The sequence below is a fragment of the Stenotrophomonas sp. STEN056 genome (assembly GCF_056759635.1).
The window spans coordinates 175,133-194,619 of sequence record NZ_JBRRDL010000003.1; the positions used below are offsets into that span (position 1 = coordinate 175,133).

19 protein-coding genes are annotated in these 19,487 nt (G+C 65.3%); 18 read left to right on the top strand and 1 reads right to left on the bottom strand.

Going from position 1 to position 19,487, the window contains the following annotated elements; translation table 11 throughout:
* Positions 1–39 precede the first annotated feature (39 nt).
* The 3 genes from ACVOLO_RS03115 (at position 40) to ACVOLO_RS03125 (ending at position 4,091) form a co-directional block, all read left to right on the top strand.
* The gene (locus tag ACVOLO_RS03115) at positions 40–2,682 is read left to right on the top strand and encodes a serine/threonine-protein kinase (RefSeq protein ID WP_481568813.1); all 2,643 of its coding nucleotides are present in this window, start codon (positions 40–42) and stop codon (positions 2,680–2,682) included.
* A gap of 42 nt (positions 2,683–2,724) precedes the next feature.
* Positions 2,725–3,363, top strand: a complete 639-nt coding sequence (locus ACVOLO_RS03120; protein WP_481568814.1) for a hypothetical protein — start codon at positions 2,725–2,727, stop codon at positions 3,361–3,363.
* A 101-nt stretch (positions 3,364–3,464) separates the two neighbouring features.
* The gene (locus ACVOLO_RS03125; RefSeq protein WP_481568815.1) at positions 3,465–4,091 is read left to right on the top strand and encodes a hypothetical protein; all 627 of its coding nucleotides are present in this window, start codon (positions 3,465–3,467) and stop codon (positions 4,089–4,091) included.
* A gap of 80 nt (positions 4,092–4,171) precedes the next feature.
* Here ACVOLO_RS03125 and ACVOLO_RS03130 read toward each other — a convergent pair whose 3' ends face one another.
* Positions 4,172–4,903 (bottom strand): DUF3011 domain-containing protein, encoded by a 732-nt coding sequence (locus tag ACVOLO_RS03130; RefSeq protein ID WP_481568816.1) that lies wholly within the window; start codon positions 4,901–4,903, stop codon positions 4,172–4,174.
* A gap of 186 nt (positions 4,904–5,089) precedes the next feature.
* Between ACVOLO_RS03130 and aspS the strand changes: the two genes are divergently transcribed.
* The 15 genes from aspS (at position 5,090) to ybgF (ending at position 19,452) form a co-directional block, all read left to right on the top strand.
* Entirely contained in the window at positions 5,090–6,847 is a 1,758-nt protein-coding gene (aspS, locus tag ACVOLO_RS03135) for an aspartate--tRNA ligase (RefSeq protein ID WP_481568817.1), read from the top strand.
* Between the two features lie 3 nt (positions 6,848–6,850).
* Positions 6,851–7,381 (top strand): N-acetyltransferase family protein, encoded by a 531-nt coding sequence (locus ACVOLO_RS03140; RefSeq protein WP_481568818.1) that lies wholly within the window; start codon positions 6,851–6,853, stop codon positions 7,379–7,381.
* A 283-nt stretch (positions 7,382–7,664) separates the two neighbouring features.
* Positions 7,665–8,315, top strand: a complete 651-nt coding sequence (locus tag ACVOLO_RS03145; protein ID WP_481568819.1) for an esterase/lipase family protein — start codon at positions 7,665–7,667, stop codon at positions 8,313–8,315.
* 65 nt (positions 8,316–8,380) lie between these two features.
* A complete protein-coding gene (locus ACVOLO_RS03150; protein WP_481568820.1) occupies positions 8,381–9,109 on the top strand; it encodes a YebC/PmpR family DNA-binding transcriptional regulator in 729 nt (242 codons plus the stop codon).
* 67 nt (positions 9,110–9,176) lie between these two features.
* Complete coding sequence (gene ruvC / locus ACVOLO_RS03155; protein ID WP_481568821.1) at positions 9,177–9,698, top strand: crossover junction endodeoxyribonuclease RuvC; 522 nt, start codon at positions 9,177–9,179, stop codon at positions 9,696–9,698.
* 133 nt (positions 9,699–9,831) lie between these two features.
* Positions 9,832–10,419: a Holliday junction branch migration protein RuvA gene (ruvA, locus tag ACVOLO_RS03160; RefSeq protein WP_481568822.1), complete on the top strand. Its 588-nt coding sequence runs from the start codon at positions 9,832–9,834 to the stop codon at positions 10,417–10,419.
* Positions 10,420–10,458: 39 nt separating this feature from the next.
* Entirely contained in the window at positions 10,459–12,375 is a 1,917-nt protein-coding gene (locus ACVOLO_RS03165) for a potassium transporter Kup (protein WP_481568823.1), read from the top strand.
* A 427-nt stretch (positions 12,376–12,802) separates the two neighbouring features.
* Positions 12,803–13,840 carry a Holliday junction branch migration DNA helicase RuvB gene (gene ruvB, locus ACVOLO_RS03170; RefSeq protein WP_481568824.1) on the top strand — a complete coding sequence of 346 codons (1,038 nt, stop codon included), beginning with the start codon at positions 12,803–12,805 and terminating at the stop codon, positions 13,838–13,840.
* The gene (gene ybgC, locus ACVOLO_RS03175; RefSeq protein WP_481568825.1) at positions 13,833–14,255 is read left to right on the top strand and encodes a tol-pal system-associated acyl-CoA thioesterase; all 423 of its coding nucleotides are present in this window, start codon (positions 13,833–13,835) and stop codon (positions 14,253–14,255) included. Before ruvB ends, ybgC begins: the two co-directional genes overlap by 8 nt.
* 20 nt (positions 14,256–14,275) lie before the next feature.
* Positions 14,276–15,055, top strand: coding sequence for a protein TolQ (gene tolQ / locus ACVOLO_RS03180; protein WP_481568826.1), 780 nt, complete (start codon positions 14,276–14,278; stop codon positions 15,053–15,055).
* Between the two features lie 39 nt (positions 15,056–15,094).
* Positions 15,095–15,523 carry a protein TolR gene (gene tolR, locus ACVOLO_RS03185; RefSeq protein ID WP_481568827.1) on the top strand — a complete coding sequence of 143 codons (429 nt, stop codon included), beginning with the start codon at positions 15,095–15,097 and terminating at the stop codon, positions 15,521–15,523.
* Positions 15,513–16,583 (top strand): cell envelope integrity protein TolA, encoded by a 1,071-nt coding sequence (gene tolA, locus ACVOLO_RS03190; RefSeq protein WP_481568828.1) that lies wholly within the window; start codon positions 15,513–15,515, stop codon positions 16,581–16,583. Before tolR ends, tolA begins: the two co-directional genes overlap by 11 nt.
* Positions 16,584–16,739: 156 nt before the next feature.
* A complete protein-coding gene (tolB, locus tag ACVOLO_RS03195) occupies positions 16,740–18,059 on the top strand; it encodes a Tol-Pal system beta propeller repeat protein TolB (RefSeq protein ID WP_481568829.1) in 1,320 nt (439 codons plus the stop codon).
* 64 nt (positions 18,060–18,123) lie between these two features.
* The gene (gene pal, locus ACVOLO_RS03200) at positions 18,124–18,642 is read left to right on the top strand and encodes a peptidoglycan-associated lipoprotein Pal (RefSeq protein ID WP_481568830.1); all 519 of its coding nucleotides are present in this window, start codon (positions 18,124–18,126) and stop codon (positions 18,640–18,642) included.
* Positions 18,643–18,645: 3 nt separating this feature from the next.
* The gene (ybgF, locus tag ACVOLO_RS03205; protein ID WP_481568831.1) at positions 18,646–19,452 is read left to right on the top strand and encodes a tol-pal system protein YbgF; all 807 of its coding nucleotides are present in this window, start codon (positions 18,646–18,648) and stop codon (positions 19,450–19,452) included.
* The last annotated feature ends 35 nt before the right edge of the window (positions 19,453–19,487 follow it).

The following is a 19,487-nucleotide window of genomic DNA, read 5'->3' on the forward strand; positions in this document are numbered from 1 at the left end:
AAGCGTGGTACGAGGATGCCGCGTGTACAGGGGGTGGTAATGGATCGTGATGGTTGGCAGCAGGTGCGCGAGCTTTTCGATGCGGTGTGTGAGCTTGAGCCGACACAATGGCAGGCCGAGCTGGCGCGACGAAGCATCGACCCTGCCGTCATCGCCGAAACGCTGGAGCTGCTGCGGGCGCAGACGCGCGAACTGGGCAATGCGCGTGCGCCGCTGGAGCGCCTGCTGACCGCATCCATGGCGTCGGAACTGAGCGAAGGCGATTGCCTTGGTCCGTGGCGCCTGTGTGGACGCCTGGCCAGCGGCGGCATGGGCATTGTGTTCCGTGCCGAGCGTGCCGATGGCCTGTATGCGCAGGAAGTGGCGATCAAGTTCCTGCAGGGGGAGCCGGGCCCGCGCGTGGCCGAACGGCTGGCGGCGGAGCGGCGCATCCTGGCCGGTTTGCAGCATCCCAACATCGCCCGTCTGTATGACGGCGGCACCACTCCGGCCGGGCATCCTTACTTGGTGATGGAGTACATCCACGGTGAGCCGTTGGATGTGTACTGCGCACGGCACACGCTGGATCTGCGCCAGCGCCTGGGCCTGTTCCTGAAAATCTGCAATGCGGTGCAGGCCGCGCATGCGCGGCTGGTGCTGCATTGCGATCTCAAGCCTTCCAACATCCTGGTGCGCGCCGATGGCGAGCCGGTGCTGCTGGACTTCGGTGTGTCGCGCCTGCTCGACGGTGCCGAGGGCCAGGCGCGCGCGCAGTTTTTCACGCCGGCGTATGCGGCCCCGGAGTTGCAGGCTGGGGAGACGGTGGGGGTCGCCAGTGATGTCTTCAGCCTGGGCGCCGTGCTGGCCGAGCTGTTGGCAGGCAAGGGTGGCCGGCGGGACAGCAGCGACGCAGGGCGCGCCGTCGCGCCGCCCAGCACGGTGGCCGGTGCGGACTGCAGTTGGACCCGCGCGCTGCGCGGTGATCTGGATGCCATCGTGGTCCGGGCCGGCGCCTTGCCGCCCGAGCAGCGGTATCCATCCGTTGAAGCGCTGGCTGCGGACGTATCGCGCTGGCAGCAGCATCGCCCGGTGCTGGCGCGCGGCGGTGGCTATGGGTATCGCGGCGGGCGTTGGCTGCGTCGCAACTGGCGCAGCCTGGGTGTGTTGCTTGCAGCGCTGTTGATTGCCGCCTGGTTTGTCTGGCACCTGGCCAAGGCCCATGCCGCGGCCGAGCGTGAGGCCCGTGTCGCCGAGCAGGTGAGTGCCTTCCTGGTGTCGATGTTCGAGGCGGCAGATCCGCGCGCCAAGGGCGCACGCGGTGGGGAGAGCATCTCGGCCCGTGAAGTGCTGGAGCGCGCCGCCAGCCGTGTGGATGAAGAGCTGGATGCCTCCCCGGAAGTGCGTGCGCGGCTGAAGGGCACCATCGGCCTGGCGTACCGCAACAGTGGTGATCTGGTACGCGCCGAGCCGTTGATGCTGGAAGCAGCCGAAGCGTTGGCCGCCAACGGTGGTGAGCGCAATCTTGATGAGGCGGCCAAGCTGTTCAACCTGATGGCCGGCAGTTTTGCCAACGATCGCAACGGCGCGGAGGGCGCTCGATTGGCACGGCATGCGCTGGCATTGCTGGGCGACAAACAACCGGCCGACAGCTTCCGGGTTGCACAGTCGTACAACTCGCTGGGGTTGTCGTTCCTGTCCGAGCAGCGCTATGACGATGCCGAGGCGGCCTTTCGACAGGCGCTGCAGCGGCATGAGCTGGCCAAGCGCGACCAGTTCATCGGCGTGACCCTGGACAACCTGGGCATGATGTACCGCCGCAAGGGCGATCTGGTGGCTTCGGCCGCTGCATTTGACCGCTCCACGCCGATGTTCAGGCGCATGTTCGGCGACCTGTCCTATGAGTTCTGGGCCAGCAATACCGAGCGCGCATTGTTGTTGCTGGATCGTGGCGACCTGGACGAGGCCATCGCCACGCTGGAGGCCAACCTGGCCCGCGCGCCGAGGATATTCGGCGAGCACAGCGCCTACTTCATCAGCGAGAACAACCGGCTTGCATTGGCGTTGATACGCAAGGGGCGGTTCGAGCAGGCCCGCCCGCATGTGGCCACGGCGGTGCGGTTGTCGGCGCAGGTGATGGGTGAGGACAGTTACACCTATTCGTTGATGCTGGAAACCGCCGCCATGTTGGCGGCAGCCACGGGTGACACTGCCGCTGCCGAAGAGAATTACCGGCGGATGCTGGACATTCGTGCCGCAGCGATTGGCCGCGACCACCCGGACACGCTGGATGCGACCTTGCAGCTGGGCCTGTTCCTCACCCGGCAAGGCAAGGCCGAGGGCGATGCCCTGGTGCAACGCGCACATCAGCAGTGGCTGGCCCGCATTCCGGCCGACAGCGCCAACGGCATCCGTGTCCGCCAGGCATGGGCCGAATGGCTGCTGGCCAAGGGGCGGCTGGATGAGGCCGCTGCAACCTTGGCAGCGGTGCAGCCAGTCGTCGCCAGCAGCCCGTATGCCGCAATCAACCAGCAAATACTGCAAGCGCGGTTGACCGGATTGCGCGGTGAAAATGCCGAAGCCGTAAGACATTGGGAACGGGTGGTGACATCGGCCGAAGCGCTCTACGGCAAGGATTCCGCGCTGACGGTGGAGTGGGGGAATGCCTTGAAAACTGCGCGGAAAAATCAAATCGCAGCGCCATGAGCGTGCTTGTCAGCCTTCCGGGCAGCCGTTACGTTCGCGGCCATGGACAACATCCCCCACGTGTTGAAACTGCGTGTGCTCGCCATCGCCAGCACCCTGGCCGTCAGCGCCTGCACGGCGCCGGTTGAAGAGGCCGACGCCCCCGCCGATCAGTTCATGGCGGCGTTGGCCAGCCATTGCGGCAAGGCCTTCGCTGGCAAGGTGACGGTCAATGAACCTGCCTCCAGCGTGCCCGATCCGTTTGAAGGCAAGCCGCCGGTGTTGCATGTGCGCGAGTGTGCCGCGCCAACGCGCGAAATCCATATGCCGCTGCATGTGGGAGACGATCACTCACGTGCGTGGACCTTCACCCGCACCCGCGACGGGCTGCGTTTTCGGCATCATCAGTGGCGGGCCGATGGCACCCCCGACGCGGTCAGTTTTTTCGGTGGCACGACGGTGACGCCGGGTACCGCGGTTCGACAAGTGTTTCCGGTGGATGCCGAATCGATCCAGATGTTCAAGAACATTGGTTTGCCGGCATCGCTGGAAAACAGCTGGACGGTGGAGCTGCATCCGCAGCAGGGCCTTACCTATGAGTTGTCGCGTCCGGACGGGCGCGTGTTCCGCCTGGAGTTTGATTTCTCCCAGCCCGTCGCTTTGCCGCCGGCATCGTGGGGCAAGACCGCCGAAGGCGCCTGAGCCGTGCATTGCCTGATCAGCACGCCAGCAGTCGAACGCGCCGGCCGCTGCACGCATTGAGCCGGCTTGCCTGCGGGCAAGCCAACGGCTACGGTCGGGCCATGAACCTCAAACCTTTCTCCGTAGTGCTGTGTGCGCTGGCGACTGCCGGCGCGCTTGTTTCCACGCCTGCCAACGCAGCAGGCACTGCCGATCCGGCAGCGGCCGACCAGTTCATGGCGGCACTGGCCAGCCACTGCGGCCAGGCATTTGCCGGGCGCATCATCAACAACCAGCCCGTGTCGGCCACGCCGGACGCCTTTGAAGGCAAGGCGCTGGTGATGCATGTGCGCGGCTGCGATACGCCCGAGCGCGAACTGCGGGTGCCGTTCCATGTCGGTGACGACCACTCACGCACCTGGGTGGTGACCCGTACCGGCAACGGCCTGCGCCTGAAGCACGACCATCGCCACGAAGACGGCAGCCCGGATGCGGTGACGATGTACGGCGGTGACACGGCAGAGGCGGGCACGGCGGTGCGCCAGGCGTTCCCGGTGGATGCCGAGTCGGTGGCCATGTTCGAGCGCGAGGGCATGAATGCATCGCTCAGCAACACCTGGGCGATGGAGGTGGAGCAGGGCAAGCGTTTTGTCTACGAACTTTCGCGCCCGGGCGGCCGCTTGTTCCAGGTCGAGTTCGACCTGAGCCAGCCGGTGCAACTGCCGCCGGCCCCGTGGGGCGCGCAGTAAGCGGGCACTGTCACGCGCTGCAGTGACAGGAACCGGGGGCGCCGATCAGGCGCCCTTGGCTTTTCTGGACCATTGAATGCTCAACGCGCGCCAAAGCGGGCGCGGCAACCGGCGTTCACCCACAGGCTGTTGCCGTTGTAACCCCAGTTGCGGTCCTCCACACACTGCGTGCTGGACAGCTGCTGGACGATGACCGGCCGGCCCTGGCGGCGGTCCCAGGCGCACCAACGCAGCTGATGGCTGTTGCTGCCACAGTCAACGATGTAGTTCGAGCCACCGCTGCCGCCACCCCAGCCGCCTCCATTGCGGCCCTCGGCGAATTCGCCGCGACAGCCGCCATTGACCCAGATCGAACCGTTGCCGCTGCCCCAGTTGCGACCTTCGACGCAGCGAGTGTCGGACAACTGGCGGACCAGCACCGCGTCGCGGCGCCAGCCGGTGCGGCAGGTCTGGTGGCGGTTGCTGTTGCTCTCACAGCGGATCGTGCCGTTGTTGCCGCCGGGGCCTCCGCCGCCCCAGCCGCCACCGTTGCGGCCCTCGGCGAACTCGCCGCGACAGCCGCCGTTGACCCAGATCGAGCCGTTGCCGCTGCCCCAGTTGCGACCTTCGATGCAGCGGGTGTCGGAGAGCTGGCGCACCAGCACCGCGTCGCGGCGCCAGCCGGTGCGGCAGGTCTGGTGGCGGTTGCTGTTGCTCTCGCAGCGGATCGTGCCGCCAAAGCCTGCGGCGCTGGATTGTGCCGAAGCCGGGGAGGCGACCAATGCCAGCGGCAGGGCGGCCAGCAGGCAGGCGAGCAGGAAGGGACGGTTCATGTCGGCGGCCCTGTTCAGGTTTGGGACGGCGAACTATAGGGTGAATCCCGCTTAAGGCGACGTGACTATCCGCAGGATTTGCCCCAGCCCCCGTGCGGCCGCAAAATACCGGGCTTGTCCGGCCTTGGGCTGGCGTAAAACCTTTCCGGCGCGCTCGGCGTGCCGGCATCCCCTGCGGAGTTTTCCATGCGTACCCATTTCTGCGGCCTGGTCGATGAGACCCTGATCGGCCAAACCGTGACCCTCGCCGGCTGGACTGACGTTGCCCGCAACCTCGGCGGCGTCTGCTTCATCGACCTGCGCGACCACGAAGGCATCGTCCAGGTCACCGTCGAGCCCGACAACGCCGAAGTGTTCGCCGTTGCCGCCAGCCTGGGCTACGAGGACGTGCTGCAGGTCGAAGGCGTGGTGCGCGCGCGCCATGCCGTCAACGACAAGATCCGCAGCGGCAAGGTGGAAGTGATTGCCACGAGCATCACCATCCTCAACAAGGCCGCGCCGCTGCCGTTCCACGCCCATGAAAACCCGGGCGAGGAAACCCGCCTGAAGTACCGCTACCTGGACCTGCGCCGCCCGGAAATGCAGCGCATGCAGCGCACCCGCATCAAGCTGGTGCAGGCGCTGCGCCGCCACCTGGACGCACGCAACTTCCAGGACATCGAAACCCCGATCCTGACCAAGGCCACCCCGGAAGGCGCCCGCGACTTCCTGGTGCCGGCGCGCATGCACCCGGGTGAGTTCTACGCCCTGCCGCAGAGCCCGCAGCTGTTCAAGCAGATTTTGATGGTGGCCGGCTTCGACCGTTACTACCAGATTGCCCGTTGCTTCCGTGACGAAGCGCTGCGTGCCGACCGCCAGCTGGAATTCACCCAGTTGGACATGGAGTTCGCCTTCGTGCGCGAGCGCGACGTGCAGGATTTCGTCGAGGACATGATCCGCGCCATCTTCAAGGAAGTGGTCGATGTCGACCTGGCTGCCAGCTTCCCGCGCATGACCTGGGCCGAAGCGATGCGTCGCTACGGTTCGGACAAGCCGGACCTGCGCATCGCGCTGGAGCTGGTGGACGTGGCCGAGCTGGTCAAGGCCAGCGAATTCCCGGTGTTCACTGCGGCAGCCAATGACGCCGACGGCCGTGTGGCGGCGCTGCGCATCCCGGGTGGTGCCTCGCTGTCGCGCAAGCAGATCGACGAATACGCCGCGCATGCCGCCAAGTACGGCGCCAAGGGCCTGGCTTACATCAAGATCGGCGACAACGGCGAAATCAGCTCGCCGATCCAGAAGTTCTTCGGAGAGGAGGCCTTTGCCGCGCTGTTGAAGCACGTCGGTGCCGGCAATGGCGACATCGTGTTCTTCGGCGCCGGTGGCTACAACAAGGTGTCCGACTTCATGGGCGCACTGCGCCTGAAGGCCGGCAAGGACTTCAGCCTGGTTGCCGACGGTTGGGCGCCGCTGTGGGTCACCGACTTCCCGATGTTCGAGTGGGACGAGGAAGAACAGCGTTACGTGGCCCTGCATCACCCCTTCACCGCACCGGCGGTGGACGATGTGGCCGAGCTTCGCGCGCATGCCAAGACGGCGGTGTCGCGCGGTTACGACATGGTGCTCAACGGCAACGAGATCGGTGGCGGCTCGATCCGTATCCATCGTCCGGAAATGCAGAGCGCGGTGTTCGAGTTGCTCGGCATTGGTGCCGAAGAGGCCCGCGCCAAGTTCGGCTTCCTGCTGGATGCGTTGAACTACGGCGCGCCGCCGCACGGTGGCATCGCCTTCGGTATCGACCGTATTGCCGCGCTGATGGCCGGTACCGAGTCCATCCGCGACGTGATCCCGTTCCCGAAGACCACCGGCGCGCAGTGTCTGATGACCGACGCACCGTCGCCGATTGCCGACGCGCAGCTGGCCGAAGTGCACGTGCAGGTGCGTCCGCGCGCCGACAAGGCCTGAACCTTGCCCGGCAACGCCCGCATCCGTCGCGCCACGCCCGAGGATGCGGGCGTGCTGTGCAGCCTGGCCGAACGGACCTTCGTGGAAACGTTCGGCCATCTGTATCCGCCGCAGGACCTGGCCGATTACCTGGCCAGTGCCTATCCGTTGGAGCTGCAGCGTCAGCAACTGGAAGCCGGTGATTACGCCGCGTGGCTGCTGGAAGTGGGCGGCGAAGCGGTGGGTTTTGCGTTTGCAGGCCCGTGTGGTTTGCCGCATGCGGAGGTGCAGCCGGGTGATGGCGAACTGAAACGTTTGTACGTGCTGCGCGCGCACCAGAACGGCGGCAACGGCGGGCGTTTGTTCGCCGAGGCATTGCATTGGCTGGAATCGTGTGGCGATCGCACGCTGTGGATTGGCGTGTGGTCGGAAAACCTCGGTGCGCAGCGCTTCTATGCGCGCCACGGTTTTCAGCAGGCGGGCACCTATGAATTCCCGGTAGGCCGGGTGCGCGACAAGGAGCTCATCCTGCGCAGGCCCGCGCAAGCCGGGTAATGCCGGGCCATGCTCGGCCTGCAGTCCTTGGCGGTATTAGCGCAGCGCGGCCGGGGCGGTTGAGTTGGTCCTAAAAGCACCCCTCCCCAACCCTCCCCTTCGCTGCGCGAAAGGGAGGGGGTGGATCATGCCTTCGCTCGGTTCGTGGCGAAGTGCTTTTGCTCCCTTCCTTGCGCCGAAGGCGGAGGGGAGGGTTGGGGGAGCCCTTGCGAATCCCCAATCCCAACTCCCCAATCCCGGTCCCGGCTTGGCATCCGCATCGGCAATCAGACAGACTGCGCGCATGTCGCCATCCCCCAAGCGTCATCCCCGTGTGTTGTTGCTGCACGGCATCTGGAATACCCGCTCCTGGCTGCTTCCGCTGGCGTGGCGGTTGCGCGCGCAGGGGTTTGGCGTCGATATCTTTGGTTATCCCAGTGTCTCCGGCGGCCCGGAAGTTGCAGTGCCGCAGCTGCTGGAGCGCCTGCGTGGCAGTGGGCCGATCAACCTGGTCGGGCACAGCCTTGGTGGCCTGGTTGCACTGGAAGCCCTGCGTCAGGCGCCCGAGCTGGAAGTGCCGCGTGTGGTCTGCCTTGGTTCGCCGCTGTGTGGCAGTGAAACCGCGCGCAGCCTGGCCGACCACGGTTGGTCAGCCGCGCTGGGCCGCAGCGGCGATCTGCTGCTGCAGGGCTTGCCGGACTGGCATGGCCCGGCGCAGGTGGGCTTGATCGCAGGCTCGGTGGCCCATGGTCTGGGCGCGCTGATGGGGGCATTGCACGGTGATTCCGATGGCACGGTGGCCTTGTCCGAAACCTGCCTGGGTGGCTTGGCCGACCACTGCATCGTGCCAGCCAGCCACAGCGGGCTGGTGCTTTCCCACGACGTTGCCCTGCTGACCGCTGCTTTTCTGCGGCAGGGGCGCTTTCCCGATGCGGCCATCCGTCGCGTGCCTTGACGGGCCCGGGCCGGGAGATCGGCTAGAATTGGCGCCCTGTTCCTGACAGATGTACGGTAAATCCCATGGGTAGAGGCCCCTCCATCGAGAACCGCAAAAACGCGTCTGACGCGAAGCGCGGCAAGATTTTCACCAAGATCATCCGTGAGATCGGCGTTGCCGCTCGTGGCGGTGGAGGCGACCCAAACAACAACCCGCGCCTGCGCGTGGCCATGGACAAGGGCCTGAGCGCCAACATGTCCAAGGATGTGATCGAGCGCGCCATCAAGAAGGCCACCGGCGAACTGGAAGGCGTCGAGTACGAAGAGGTCCGTTACGAAGGCTATGCCCCCGGCGGCGTGGCGGTCATTGTTGACTGCCTCACCGACAACCGCGTGCGGACCGTGGCCGATGTGCGCCATGCCTTCAGCAAGTGCGGTGGCAACATGGGCACCGAAGGCTCGGTGGCGTTCATGTTCAAGCGCCTGGGCGTGTTGAGTTACGCACCGGGTGCGGATGAGGAAAAGATCACCGAAGCAGCCATCGAAGCCGGCGCGGACGATATTGCGGTGTACCCGGAGGATGGTTCGATTGACGTCATCACCGCACCGGAGGCTTTCCAGTCGGTAAAGGATGCAATGGAAGCGGCCGGTCTGGTGAGCGGCCACGCTGAAATCACCTTCCGCGCCGAGAACGACATCGCCGTGGACGGCGACACCGCGGTGCAGGTCAGAAAGCTGCTGGACATGCTTGAAGACCTGGACGATGTGCAGGACGTGTACTCCAACGTCGACCAGGGCAGCCTGGAAGGCTGAGCCCGTCCCGGCAGATGAGACGGCGCACTGCAATGCTGTGCGCCGTCTTTTTTCCACAGGCCTTTTCATGACCCGCATCCTCGGCATCGATCCCGGTTCACAGCGCACCGGCGTCGGCATCATCGACATTGATGCCAGCGGCAGGGCACGGCATGTCCACCATTGCCCGCTGGTGTTGCTGGGGGCGGCGGATTTCCCGCAGCGGCTGAAGCTGCTGGCGCACGGGCTGCATGCGCTGATCGAGGAATACCAGCCACAGGAAGTGGCCATCGAGCGGGTGTTCATGGCCAAGAACGCCGATTCGGCGTTGAAGCTGGGCCAGGCGCGCGGCGCGGCGGTATGCGCGGTGGTGATGCGCGACCTGCCGGTCAGCGAATACGCCGCCACCGAGATCAAGCTGGCTGTGGTCGGCCGCGGTGGCGCGGAAAAACAGCAGGTACAGCACATGGTCGGCTTGATGCTCAACCTGCAAGGCAAGTTACAGGCCGATGCCGCCGATGCGCTGGCAGTGGCCATTACCCACGCGCATGTACGCGCCACGGCCAACCGGCTGGGCGTGGACGTGCGACAGGCATGGAGTCGGAAATGACCGGGAGTAGAGAGTCGGGAATGGAGAATCGGGAAAGCAAGGGCAAAGCAGTGCAGGGCTCGCGCAGGCGGACGGAATCGCGTTTCGATTCCCCATTCCCCATTCCCAATTCCCTTGCCCGGAGGGCAAACCCATGATCGGCCGGCTGCGCGGCATCATCGCTTACAAGGCGCCGCCGTGGCTGGTGATCGACGTCAATGGCGTCGGTTATGAGCTGGAGGCGCCCATGAGCACGTTCTACGACCTGCCCGATGTCGGTCGTGAGGTCATCCTGTTCACCCATTACGCACAGAAGGAAGACAGCGTCTCGCTGTACGGCTTCCTGCGCGAGGGTGAACGGCGTCTGTTCCGCGATGTGCAGAAGGTCTCCGGCATCGGTGCCAAGATCGCGCTGGCAGTGTTGTCCGGGGTCAGCGTCGATGAGTTTGCGCGCTTGATCCAGAGCGGCGACATCACCGCGCTGACCCGCATCCCCGGCATCGGCAAGAAGACCGCCGAGCGCATGGTGGTGGAGCTGCGCGACCGTGCGGCCAACTTCACAGGGGGCGGGGCGCCCATCGCCGGGCAGTTGGGCAACGACCCGGTGTCCGAGGCGACGGTGGCTTTGCAGCAACTGGGCTATAAACCGGCCGAGGCGGCCAAGATGGCGCGCGATGCGGGGGCCGAGGGCGACGATGTCGCCACGGTGATTCGCAAGGCGCTGCAGTCGGCATTGCGCTGACCCCTTTCCACGGCTGCCCGACGCCAACCCGAGAACGCCATGTCCCAAGTTCCTGCTTCTTCTGAATCGTCCGGCCACGGTCATGTTCCCGGTGCCGCCGGCGCCATGGCCTTGGTCGTCGGTGCCATCGGCGTCGTCTTCGGCGACATCGGCACCAGCCCGCTGTACACCCTGAAGGAGGCGTTTTCGCCGCATTACGGGTTGAACAGCGATCACGACACCGTGCTGGGCGTGCTGTCGCTGGCGTTCTGGGCGTTGAACATGGTGGTCACGCTCAAGTACGTGACCATCATCATGCGCGCCGACAATGATGGCGAAGGCGGCATCATGGCGCTGATGGCGCTGGCCCAGCGCACGCTGCGCAACGGTTCGCGCACGGCCTATGTGGTGGGCATCCTGGGTATTTTCGGGGCCTCGTTGTTCTTCGGTGATGGTGTGATCACCCCGGCCATCTCGGTGCTGGGTGCAGTGGAGGGCCTGAAGGTCGCCGCACCGGGCCTGGAGCATTTCATCGTGCCGATCACCCTGGTGGTGCTGGCCGCGGTGTTCGCCGCGCAGCGCTTTGGTACCGAGAAGGTCGGCAAGGTGTTCGGGCCGGTGATGGTGGTGTGGTTCCTGGCGCTGGCGGCCATCGGCATCTACAACGTGGTCGGCACGCCGGAAGTGCTCAAGGCGTTCAACCCGATGTGGGCGGCGCGCTTCTTCATGGAACACGGCTGGCACGGCATCTTCATCTTCGGCGCAGTGGTGCTGGCGGTGACCGGCGGCGAGGCGCTGTACGCGGACATGGGCCATTTCGGTGTGCCGCCGATCCGCCATGCCTGGTACTTCTTCGTGCTGCCCTGCCTGGTGCTGAACTACCTGGGGCAGGGCGCGCTGGTGCTGGATCGCCCGGACGCCGTGGCCAACCCGTTCTTCGAGGCGGTGCCGCAATGGGCGCTGTACCCGATGATCGTCCTGGCCACGATGGCGGCGGTGATCGCCAGCCAGTCGGTGATCACCGGCGCGTTCTCGGTGTCGCGCCAGGCCATGCAGCTGGGCTACATCCCGCGCATGCGCATCCTGCATACCTCGCACGACACCATTGGCCAGATCTACATCCCCGGCATCAACTGGGGCCTGGCGGTATTGGTGTTCGGGCTGGTGCTGGCCTTCCAGAGTTCCAGCAACCTGGCCGTGGCCTATGGCATCTCGGTGTCGGCCACGATGCTGATCGACACCCTGCTGCTGGCGCTGGTGGCCCGCGCGCTGTGGCCGCGTGCCCACCACGGCATCCTCGCGCTGTGCGTGGTGTTCTTCGTGATCGACCTGTGTTTCGTCATCGCCAACGGCGCCAAGCTGCTGCAGGGTGCCTGGTTCCCGGTGGTGCTGGGCATCGTGCTGTTCACGATGATGCGCACCTGGCGGCGTGGCCGCGAGCTGCTGCGTGACGAAATCCGCAAGGACGGCATCCGCATCGATACCTTCCTGCCGGGCCTGATGCTGGCGCCGCCGGTGCGCGTGCCGGGGACGGCGGTGTTCCTGACCGCCGACCCGACGGTGGTGCCGCACGCACTGATGCACAACCTCAAGCACAACAAGGTGCTGCACGAACGCAACGTGTTCCTGCATGTGGAAACCTGGCCGGTGCCGTATGCGCCGGAAGGCCAGCGCCTGAAGATTGAATCGGTGGGCGATGACTTCCACCGCATCTACATTCGCTTCGGCTTCATGGAAACCCCGGACGTGCCCTTGGCGTTGATGCGTTCCTGTGACCACGGCGGCATTTATTTCGACCCGATGGACACCACCTATTTCGCCAGCCGCGAGACCATCGTGGCCAGCGCCAACCGTGGCATGCCGATCTGGCGCGACAAGCTGTTCGCCTTCATGCACCGCAATGCGGCCCCGGCGACGGGCTTCTTCCGCATCCCGGGCAACCGGCTGGTGGAGCTGGGCGCGCAGGTGGAGATCTGAGGACGGGCCGGGGAGCAACCGCAAGCCATGCTTCAGCGCTGCGCATTGAGCCCCTCTCCGCTTGTCTTCCCCCTCTCCCCAACCCCTCTCCCGCAAGGGGAGAGGGGCTTTGAAGCTGCAATTGCGGGAAATGCATCAACTCGACGTGGATCGAGCCCCTCTCCCCTTGCGGGGTGAAAGGAGTAGCTTGCGAACCACTGGTTCGCTGCTCCTTGAGCGATCTTGCGCCAGCGCAAGGGCCGGGGCGCGGAGCGGGGGTTGGGGAGAGGGGTAGGGTGACGCAGGAAAAGACAGGACGCGGCGGTACTTCCGTTTCATTCGCCGCGCGGCGGCAGAAACGCCGCTGAAGATGAAGGCGAAGCGCTTTTGTCCGGCTTTTTCTCGCTACTGACTCCTCTTCCCTCACTTCTGCCCGTACCATAACCCGATGACTGACGACCGCATCATCGGCGCCGGCGCCACCCGCGAAGACGAGGTGGCCGATGCCAGCATCCGCCCCCGCAGCCTTGCCGACTACCTCGGCCAGGCGCCGGTGCGTGAGCAGCTGGACATCTATATCCAGGCGGCCAAGTCACGTCGCGAGGCGCTGGATCATGTGTTGATCTTCGGCCCGCCGGGCCTGGGCAAGACCACGCTCAGCCACGTCATCGCCAACGAACTGGGGGTGAGCCTGCGCGTGACCTCCGGCCCGGTGATCGAAAAAGCCGGCGACCTTGCTGCGCTGCTGACCAACCTGCAGCCGCACGATGTGTTGTTCATCGACGAAATCCACCGCCTCTCGCCCGTGGTCGAGGAAGTGCTGTACCCGGCGATGGAGGATTTCCAGATCGACATCATGATCGGCGAAGGCCCGGCCGCACGCTCGATCAAGCTGGACCTGCCGCCGTTCACCCTGATCGGCGCCACCACCCGTGCCGGCCTGTTGACCGCGCCGCTGCGCGACCGTTTCGGCATCGTGCAGCGCCTGGAGTTTTATTCGGCCGAGGAACTGACCCGCATCGTGCGGCGTTCGGCCGGCATCCTGGGCATTGACTGCAGTGCCGACGGCGCCGGCGAAATCGCCCGCCGCGCACGCGGCACCCCGCGTATCGCCAACCGCCTGCTGCGACGCGTGCGCGATTACGCGCAGGTCAAGGCCAACGGCCATATCGACCATGCGGTGGCGCAGGCTGCCATGCAGATGCTCAAGGTCGATCCGGAAGGCTTCGACGAGCTGGACCGGCGCCTGCTGCGCACCATGGTGGAATATTTCGACGGTGGCCCGGTCGGCATCGAGTCGCTGGCCGCAGCGCTTTCCGAGGAGCGCGGCACACTGGAAGACGTGGTTGAGCCGTACCTGATCCAGCAGGGTTTTTTGGTGCGCACCGCACGCGGCCGCATGGCCACGCACAAGGCCTACCGCCACATGGGGCTCAAGCCCAAGGCGGCGCCGGCGGATCTGTTCGCGGAGCAATCGGATGAGTGAGCTCCGGTTCAGTTGGCCGACACGCATTTACTGGGAAGATACCGACGCCGGTGGGGTGGTCTACCACGCCCGCTATGTGGCCTTCATGGAACGGGCACGCACCGAATGGATGCGGGCCCTGGGCTACGGGCAGGAGTCCATGCGCATGGGTGGGGGGCAGGTGTTCGTGGTTCGCGCCATGACCCTGGATTTCCTCAAGCCCGCCAAGCTGGACGATGTGCTGACCACCACGGTGGAACTGCTGCAATGCCGGCGCGCAAGTCTGCTGATGCAGCAGTCCGTGCTGCGGGGCGAGCAGGTGCTGGTCACCGCGCAGGTCCGCCTGGCAGCGGTCGGCGCGGCCGATTTCCGCCCGCAGGCCATTGATGACACGCTGTATGCAACGCTCCACCCCCTACAAACCAAACCCGCGTAAGTAAGACTGAGGAAGATCGGATGATCGCTTTGCTTCTGGCCCTGCAGGCCACCGTGACCGAGGCGTTGCCGGCAGACGTCAGCGCCGCCGCCGCGCAGACCGTGGCACAGGCCAGCCATGGCGGTGGCATCAATTATCTGGACCTGATGATCAAGGCCAGTATCCCGGTCAAGTTGATCGTGCTGCTGTTGCTGGCAGGGTCGTTCATCAGCTGGGTGATCATTTTCCGCAAGGCGCGCGTGTTCAAGGCCGCCGACCGTGAGGCCAGCGATTTCGAAAACCGCTTCTGGTCCGGTGCCGACCTGGGCAAGCTGTATTCCGCCGCCACCGACCGCAATCGCTCGGTTGACGGCCTGGAAGCCATCTTCGAATCCGGTTTCCGCGAGTACACCCGCATGCAGGGCCGCCGCGGCCTGGACGGCCGCAGCCAGCTGGAAGGTGCGCAGCGCGCCATGCGTACCACCTACGCCCGTGAAGTGGACGGCCTGGAACGCAACCTCGAACTGCTGGCCAATATCGGCTCCACCGCCCCGTACGTGGGCCTGGTCGGCACCGTGTTCGGCATCATGGTGACCATGCACGACATGATCAGCAGCGGCGAGCAGGCCGGTATTGCCTCGGTTGCACCGGGTATTTCCGAAGCGCTGTTCGCTACCGCCATCGGCTTGTTCGTGGCCATCCCGGCGGTGTGGGCCTACAACCGCTTCACCACTCGCGTGGAGCGCCTGTCGGTGCGTTATGAAACCTTCGCCGAAGAGTTCAGCTCCATCCTGCAGCGCCAGAGCGGCGCTGACGAGTAAGCGCGTCCGCGCTTTCCTCTGACCGCAGGAGCCTCCTACATGACTGCCGCCATATCCCGCCGCAAGCGCCGCAAGCTCAAGTCCGAGATCAACGTCGTGCCGTACATCGACGTGATGCTCGTGCTGCTGATCATCTTCATGGTGACCGCGCCGCTGCTGACGCTGAGTTTTGAAGTCGACCTGCCCAGTTCCACCGCCAAGGCGCTGGAGAGCAGGCAGGACCCCGTGATCGTCTCGGTACGCGCCGATGGCCAGCTCAGCCTCAAGCTGCCCGAGGCCAAGGAGCCGCAGGCCATGGACGCCGCTGCGCTGCAGGCACAGCTGGGCGCGCTGGCGTCGCAGGACAAGGAGCTGCGGGTGATCGTGGCGGCCGACAAGACCGTGGCCTATGAAAAAGTCGTGTCCGCCATGGACGTGATCAAGGCCGCGAAGATCGAGAAGGTGGGTCTGGCGACCGATGCACGCTGAATCCCTCCCGCCGCCGCGCCAGGCCGGCAACGAGTGGGGCCTGCCGGTTGTCCTCGCGTTGCTGGTGCACCTGCTGGTGGCGGCGATCTGCATCATTGCCTGGCTGTGGTCACCGGCCCGCAGCACCGAGGCCGCCGCGGGTGATCCTGCGGTGGAGGCGAGCCTGCAGGTGTCTTCGTCAGAAGCCGCCGCCGCGCGCCAGGCGTTGCGTGCTTCGGAAAAACTGCCGGACCTGCCCGAGCCGGTTGAAGAAGTGCCGCCGGAGCCGGCGCCCGAAGACACCGTGCCGCCGCCGCAGCCCATTCCCGAGCCCCGTCCGCAGGACGCGCCCACGCCGCAGCAGCACAACGCGCAGGAACGCATCGCCCAGCCGGACACCGTGGACCAGGAACGCGTCAGCGCCCTGGCCATCTCGCAGGAAAAGGCCAGGCAGGAACAGGAAGCCAAGCGCCGCCAGGAGCAGATCGACCTCACCGAGCGCAAGCGCGTGGAAGAGGCCGAGCAGAAATTGCGCCTGGCAAAACAGCAGGAAGAAGCCGACCGCCAGAAGAAGCTGGCCGACGAGCAGCGCCGCGCCACCGACGCGGCCGAGCAGGAGCGCCAGCAGAAGATCGCCGAGATCCGCCGCAAGCGTGAGCAGGCCGAGCGTGAAGCCAAGCTGGCCGAGCAGCGCCTGCGTCAGGTTGCCGATGCGCGCGCACGCGCGCAGGGGGCGTCGTCCAGTTCCACCGCCAGCAGCGGCCCGGCTTCGCCGTCGCCGGGGCAGGGCGGTACCAGCAATGATTTGACCGCCAAGTACGCAGCCGCGATCCAGCAGGCCGTGGTTGCGCAGTGGAATCGGCCTGACAATGTCGCCAATGGCACTCGGTGCCGGATACTGATCAAGCAGTTGCCGGGGGGCGAGGTGATGAGTGCTGAGGTGCAATCGGGTTGCGCAATGGACGCGGCAGCACGGGATTCGATCGAGCGTGCTGTCTTGAGAGCCCAGCCACTGCCCTTCCGTGGTTACGAAACGGTATTCCGGCGCGAGCTGTTGTTTACGTTTACTGCCCAGAACTAAGCGTTGACTAGCCGTGTATCTGGCTGGTTTCATTGGAAATTTATTATTTGTGGTGGCGGTGGGCGGATTTCACATGACTTTCGTTCACGATTGCGAAAATGTTCATCTGCGTGCTGCTATCCCTCTTTCATATTCATTCGTACTGCTGAGCGCCTCATGAAGAATTTGTCACGCTGGCTGGCTGTCCTCACTGTTCTGCTTTTGCCGTTCGCGGCTGCTGCGCAGCAGGGGGCATTGGAAATTGAAATCACAGGTGGCAACGCCTCGGCCACACCGATCACCGTGGTGCCCATGCCTTACCAGGGCTCGGCCGGTGCTCCGCAGACCGACGTGGCGGCGGTGATCCGTGCTGACCTGGACCGCTCGGGCCAGTTCCGCAACCTGCCCGAGGCGCAGATCGTCGAGCGCCCGACGCGTGGCAGTGAAGTGCAGTACCCCACCTGGCGCGCACTCAAGCAGGACTACCTGGTCGCCGGCCGCGTGCTGGACGCCGGCGCAGGCGCCTACCGCGTGGAATACGAGCTGTTCGACATCGCCAAGGGTGAGCGCATCCTCGGCCTGGCGATGACCGCCCGTTCCAATGCCATGCGCGATGTTGCACACCAGATGGCTGATGCCATCTATGAAAAGATCCTCGGCGTGCGCGGCGCGTTCTGGACCCGCATCGCCTACATCACCGCCAGCGGCAGCGGCGCCAACATGCGTTATGCGCTGATGGTGGCCGACTCCGACGGCTACAACCCGCAGACCATCGTGCGCTCGGCCGAGCCGCTGCTGTCGCCGAGCTGGAGCCCGGATGGCCGCAAGCTGGCCTACGTCAGCTTCGAGCGCGGCAACTCCGCGATCTATGTGCAGGACATTGCCACGGGTGGCCGCGAACTGCTGACCAGCTTCCGCGGCATCAACAGCGCGCCGTCGTTCTCGCCGGACGGCCGGCGCCTGGCGCTGTCGCTGTCGCGCAGCGGCAACCCGGAAATCTATGTCATGGACCTGGGCAGCAAGCAGCTGACCCAGCTGACCAACCATTTCGGCATTGATACCGAGCCGACCTGGGCCGCCGATGGCAGCTCGGTCTACTTCACCTCCGACCGTGGCGGTCGCCCGCAGATCTACCAGGTCTCGTCCAGCGGTGGCAGCGCCAACCGCGTGACCTTCCAGGGCAACTACAACGCCAAGGCCACCGTGTCCTTCGACGGCAAGAAGATCGCCGTGGCGCAGGGCGCGGGCAGCAGCTACAAGATCGCAATGATGGACAGCAGCCTGGGGGCGCCGCGCTGGAGTACGTTGTCGCCGGGTTCGCTCGACGAATCACCGAGCTTCGCGCCCAATGCGAGCATGGTGTTGTATGCCGCCCGCGAAGGCGGACGTGGTGTTTTGTATGAAGTGTCTGCTGACGGCCGTGTGCGTCAGCGTCTGGTTCTCGCCGATGGCGATGTACGGGAACCCGCATGGGGCCCATACCGCACCGCGCGTTGATAAAGTGTTAACATCCGACTCGGATTAATCCCAAAAATTGGCCCAGGAGCCTCTAGGTATCGCCATGAACAAATCCACTCGTGTTTTGCTCGTTTCGCTGCTGTCCGTCGCCGCGCTGGCCGGCTGCTCGAAGAAGGTCAAAGAACAGCCGGCACAGCCGCCGGTCGACACTGGTTCGACCACGCAGCCGACCGGCCCGTCCACCTCTGGCCTGTACGGCCCGGGCGACCTTGATACCGATGCCTGCCTGCGTCAGCGCGTTGTCTACTTCGACCTGGACAAGGAAGAAGTGAAGTCCGAGTTCCAGCAGATCATGTCGTGCCATGCCAAGTACCTGCGCGACCGTCCGTCCTCGCGCATCACCCTGCAGGGCAACACCGACGAGCGCGGCAGCCGTGCATACAACCAGGCACTGGGTGAGCGTCGTGGCAACGCGGTGAACTCGGCACTGCAGGCCAACGGTGGCTCGGCTTCGCAGCTGACCGTCGTGTCCTACGGCGAAGAGCGCCCGGTGTGCACCGAGTCGAACGAGTCCTGCTGGTCGCAGAACCGTCGCGTCGAAATCGTCTACACCGCGCAGTAATCGATGCGTATCGGCATCAATAAACTGATGCTCGTGGTAGCGGCAGCCCTGGTGGCTGCCGCTCCCGCGTATGCACAGCGAGTGAGCCTGGCCGACCGCGTTGGCGCGCTGGAACAGCAGGTCAATAACACCCAGGCCAACACCGACATGCTCAACCAGCTGCAGCAGCTCCGCTCGGAGATGCAGGCACTGCAGGGCACGATCGAGCAACTCCAGCACGAGAACGAGCAGCTCAAGCAGCGCAACCGCGACCAGTACCTTGATCTGGACGGGCGCTTGAACCGCCTGGAAGGCAATGGTGGCGCCGATGCCCCTGCGGCATCGGCCAGCACACCGGCGCCTGCGGCCAACAAGCCAGCAGCCGGCAGCGAGCGTGCACCGACGGTGCGCGGCGATGCAGGCAGCCAGGCTGCCGCCGGTGATGAGCGCGCGGCCTACAACGTGGCGTTCGATGCGTTGAAGGCCGGCAACTATGCCGATTCGGCGCAGTTGTTCCAGAGTTTCCTTGAGCTCTACCCGAATGCGACGTACACGCCCAATGCGTTGTATTGGCTGGGCGAAAGCTACTACGCAACACGCAATTTCAAGATGGCGCAGGTGCAGTTCAATGACCTGGTCGCCCGTTATCCCACCCACGACAAGGCCGCCGGCGGTTTGCTGAAGCTGGGTCTGTCGCAGTACGGCGAAGGTGATGCCGTGCAGGCACAGCAGACGCTGGAGCAGGTGGTTTCCCGTTTTCCCGGCAGTGATGCAGCCCGTACTGCCCAGGATCGTCTGCAATCGATCCGGGTCGGCCAGCAGCTGCGTTGATTGGTGCCGTGCCGCGGAGACGCGGTGCGGTTGAA

What these genes read in the sequence shown, in the direction of transcription:
- ACVOLO_RS03115 (WP_481568813.1), top strand. Translation starts at nt 40, where the DNA reads ATGGATCGTGATGGTTGGCAGCAGGTGCGCGAGCTTTTCGATGCGGTG.
- ACVOLO_RS03120 (WP_481568814.1), top strand. Translation starts at nt 2,725, where the DNA reads ATGGACAACATCCCCCACGTGTTGAAACTGCGTGTGCTCGCCATCGCC.
- ACVOLO_RS03125 (WP_481568815.1), top strand. Translation starts at nt 3,465, where the DNA reads ATGAACCTCAAACCTTTCTCCGTAGTGCTGTGTGCGCTGGCGACTGCC.
- ACVOLO_RS03130 (WP_481568816.1), bottom strand. Translation starts at nt 4,903, where the DNA reads ATGAACCGTCCCTTCCTGCTCGCCTGCCTGCTGGCCGCCCTGCCGCTG.
- aspS (WP_481568817.1), top strand. Translation starts at nt 5,090, where the DNA reads ATGCGTACCCATTTCTGCGGCCTGGTCGATGAGACCCTGATCGGCCAA.
- ACVOLO_RS03145 (WP_481568819.1), top strand. Translation starts at nt 7,665, where the DNA reads ATGTCGCCATCCCCCAAGCGTCATCCCCGTGTGTTGTTGCTGCACGGC.
- ACVOLO_RS03150 (WP_481568820.1), top strand. Translation starts at nt 8,381, where the DNA reads ATGGGTAGAGGCCCCTCCATCGAGAACCGCAAAAACGCGTCTGACGCG.
- ruvC (WP_481568821.1), top strand. Translation starts at nt 9,177, where the DNA reads ATGACCCGCATCCTCGGCATCGATCCCGGTTCACAGCGCACCGGCGTC.
- ruvA (WP_481568822.1), top strand. Translation starts at nt 9,832, where the DNA reads ATGATCGGCCGGCTGCGCGGCATCATCGCTTACAAGGCGCCGCCGTGG.
- ACVOLO_RS03165 (WP_481568823.1), top strand. Translation starts at nt 10,459, where the DNA reads ATGTCCCAAGTTCCTGCTTCTTCTGAATCGTCCGGCCACGGTCATGTT.
- ruvB (WP_481568824.1), top strand. Translation starts at nt 12,803, where the DNA reads ATGACTGACGACCGCATCATCGGCGCCGGCGCCACCCGCGAAGACGAG.
- ybgC (WP_481568825.1), top strand. Translation starts at nt 13,833, where the DNA reads ATGAGTGAGCTCCGGTTCAGTTGGCCGACACGCATTTACTGGGAAGAT.
- tolQ (WP_481568826.1), top strand. Translation starts at nt 14,276, where the DNA reads ATGATCGCTTTGCTTCTGGCCCTGCAGGCCACCGTGACCGAGGCGTTG.
- tolR (WP_481568827.1), top strand. Translation starts at nt 15,095, where the DNA reads ATGACTGCCGCCATATCCCGCCGCAAGCGCCGCAAGCTCAAGTCCGAG.
- tolA (WP_481568828.1), top strand. Translation starts at nt 15,513, where the DNA reads ATGCACGCTGAATCCCTCCCGCCGCCGCGCCAGGCCGGCAACGAGTGG.
- tolB (WP_481568829.1), top strand. Translation starts at nt 16,740, where the DNA reads ATGAAGAATTTGTCACGCTGGCTGGCTGTCCTCACTGTTCTGCTTTTG.
- pal (WP_481568830.1), top strand. Translation starts at nt 18,124, where the DNA reads ATGAACAAATCCACTCGTGTTTTGCTCGTTTCGCTGCTGTCCGTCGCC.
- ybgF (WP_481568831.1), top strand. Translation starts at nt 18,646, where the DNA reads ATGCGTATCGGCATCAATAAACTGATGCTCGTGGTAGCGGCAGCCCTG.